3 protein-coding genes are annotated in these 2441 nt (G+C 62.6%); all 3 read right to left on the reverse strand.

Annotated features, from left to right (window positions below; genetic code table 11):
- Positions 1-367 precede the first annotated feature (367 nt).
- Complete coding sequence (locus EN749_RS34120; protein WP_128364828.1) at positions 368-1153, reverse strand: crotonase/enoyl-CoA hydratase family protein; 786 nt, start codon at positions 1151-1153, stop codon at positions 368-370.
- Positions 1150-2010: a hydroxymethylglutaryl-CoA lyase gene (locus EN749_RS34125; RefSeq protein ID WP_128364829.1), complete on the reverse strand. Its 861-nt coding sequence runs from the start codon at positions 2008-2010 to the stop codon at positions 1150-1152. Before EN749_RS34125 ends, EN749_RS34120 begins: the two co-directional genes overlap by 4 nt.
- Positions 2011-2084: 74 nt before the next feature.
- Positions 2085-2441 (reverse strand): acetate--CoA ligase family protein (locus tag EN749_RS34130; RefSeq protein ID WP_189367909.1); only part of this gene is annotated, 357 nt, incomplete at its 5' end.

The following is a 2441-nucleotide window of genomic DNA, read 5'->3' on the forward strand; positions in this document are numbered from 1 at the left end:
CATATCTGCGGTCGATCGGTCGTTATGTCGAGATTGAGCCGCAGACAGGTATCCACTGATGGCGGCGACCGAAAGCCTGCGTCAGATTGCGGCAGGAACCGTCCCATCAGCTCCAATCACGTCTCCGAACACGGCCTCCAACCGCACGAAACGGTCGCGACCGCCGACAGTCGGACCTGATCACGCCTGTTCAAAAGCGACAGACGTCGCAAAAGACGCGCTCATCTCACGATTGGTTGTGGGGTTTGCAACCAACGACGGCGCACCGGTGTCTTGGCGGCACCACGGCGCTGGGCCACCTTACAAAATTATGAACATGGCGGCACAATCTCTCCCCGTAGCCCTGCAAAGGTGCGTGACCTCAGCCTCACGCCTGCCAGCGTGGCCGGCGGCGACCGAAGAAAGCCGCGATTCCCTCGGCGGCGTCGGTCGATTCCCACGCATCGGCTAGCATAGCGACCGTATCGCCGATGACCGCGTCATCGATTGCCGCCCCAAGTCGGCGCGCAAGCGCCTTGGCCGCGGCGACGGCCTGCGGTGAGGCCGAGCGATAGGGCCGGACCTCAGCCTCCACCGCCGCCTCTAGGTCGGCCGGCGACACGGCGTTGGAAAGCAGTCCGAGTTCGCGGGCTTCATTGGCGTTGAATATCCTGGCTGACATGAAGACCTGCCGCGCCCGGCCCTCCCCCATCCGAGCCAGGACATAGGGAGAGATCGTCGCGGGGATGAGGCCTAGCCTGACCTCGGTGAAGCCGAACTTCGCGGTGTCGACTGCGATCGCGACGTCGCAGACGCTCATTAGGCCGAGACCGCCGCCGAATGCTTGGCCGTTGATGCGGCCGATCAGCGGCTTGGGTAGTTCGTTGAGCGCGCGCAGAGCCAGGGCCAGCTTCCTGGCCTCGGCGATTCGCTCGTCACGCGCGGCGGAGGCCTGCGCCCGCATCCAGGCGAGATCGGCACCGGCACAGAAGCTGTCCCCCTCGCCCGTCAGCACCACCGCTCGCACGTTGTCGTCATTGGCGAGCAGTTCGGCGGCGGCCGTAAGTTCGGCGATCATCTGTCCCGACATGGCGTTGTGCTTGTCCGGGCGGGCGAGAGTCAACGTAGAGACGCCGATCTCGTCAGTCGTGACACGGATAGTCTCGAAGCTCATGGCCGCCCCGCTCTCAGGCTGTCCGCGAAGCGGGCCGCCGCCCCTAGTCGCTCGATATGGAGACCAGTCTCATAGCCCTTGTCGGTTAGCATTGCGGCGACGGCGAGGGTGTCGACATTGCCCTTCGCGCCAGGGGCGAAAGGGCAGCCGCCAAGGCCACCGACCGCCGCGTCGAAGGTGCGCAAGCCCTTCTCCAGACTTACAAGGATGTTATCGAGGGCCCGGCCCCCCGTGTCGTGGTAATGTCCGGCAAGCCTCTCGGCCGGCACCTCTTCCAACACGGCATCGAGCATGGCAGCGATGGTGGCAGGGGTCCCTTGCCCGATTGTGTCGCCAAGCGAAATCTCATAGCAGCCCATCGCAAGGAGTTGGGTCGCAACTCTCATGGCGGCAGCCGGGGATACCGGCCCTTCGTAAGGACAGTCGGTAACGCAGGAGACATAGCCCCGCACCGGAGTGCCAGCGGCGGAAGCCGCAGCGAGTACGGGGCGGAACCGCTCGAGGCTCTCGGCAATCGAGCAGTTAATGTTCTTATGGCTGAAGGTTTCGGAGGCCGACGCAAACACGGCGATCTCGTCAGCGTTGGCCGCCCGCGCCGCCTCGTAGCCCTTCAAGTTGGGGACCAGCACCGCGTAGACGACGCCGGGCGCACGGCGAATACTGGCCATAACCCCCGCAGCGTCAGCCATCTGAGGCACCCACCTCGGCGACACGAAGGAGGTTGCCTCGATCTTCTGCAAGCCGCAGTCCGACAGCATGTCAATAAGTCGGATCTTTTCAGCAGCCGGCACGAGGCGCCCCTCGTTTTGGAGCCCGTCGCGCGATGCCATTTCAAAAATGCGGACGAATTCGCCCATCGGCAAAGCCTTCGGCCGGGACTAAGTGATTGGATGATTGGCAACCAAAGGATCGCCTGCGTGCATGGCGGCTATTATTTTCCGACCAACCTCACATCGACCGGATAGATACCGCTTTCGTTAGCGATAATCGGGTTGATGTCGAGCTCCGCAAGATTTTCCATTCTCAAGACCGCCATAGATAAGGACGAGATGAAGTTGGCGAGAGATAGCTTGTCGACTCTCGGAAACTGCCTGAAACCGTCGAGGATCTTCGCAACACGCGTCTCCTCGATCATGTTCAAGGCTTCCTCGGGAGAAACCGGTGCCGCGCGGAAAGTCACGTCTTTGGCCGCCTCAACCAGCACGCCGCCTGAGCCGAACAAGACCACCGGACCGAAAATAGGATCGTTGGTAGCGCCCACGAACAATTCCACACCCCGATCCACCAT

It is taken from the genome of Mesorhizobium sp. M7A.F.Ca.ET.027.02.1.1, assembly GCF_004022985.1.
Classification (GTDB): domain Bacteria; phylum Pseudomonadota; class Alphaproteobacteria; order Rhizobiales; family Rhizobiaceae; genus Mesorhizobium.

What these genes read in the sequence shown, in the direction of transcription:
- EN749_RS34120 (WP_128364828.1), bottom strand. Translation starts at nt 1,153, where the DNA reads ATGAGCTTCGAGACTATCCGTGTCACGACTGACGAGATCGGCGTCTCT.
- EN749_RS34125 (WP_128364829.1), bottom strand. Translation starts at nt 2,010, where the DNA reads ATGGGCGAATTCGTCCGCATTTTTGAAATGGCATCGCGCGACGGGCTC.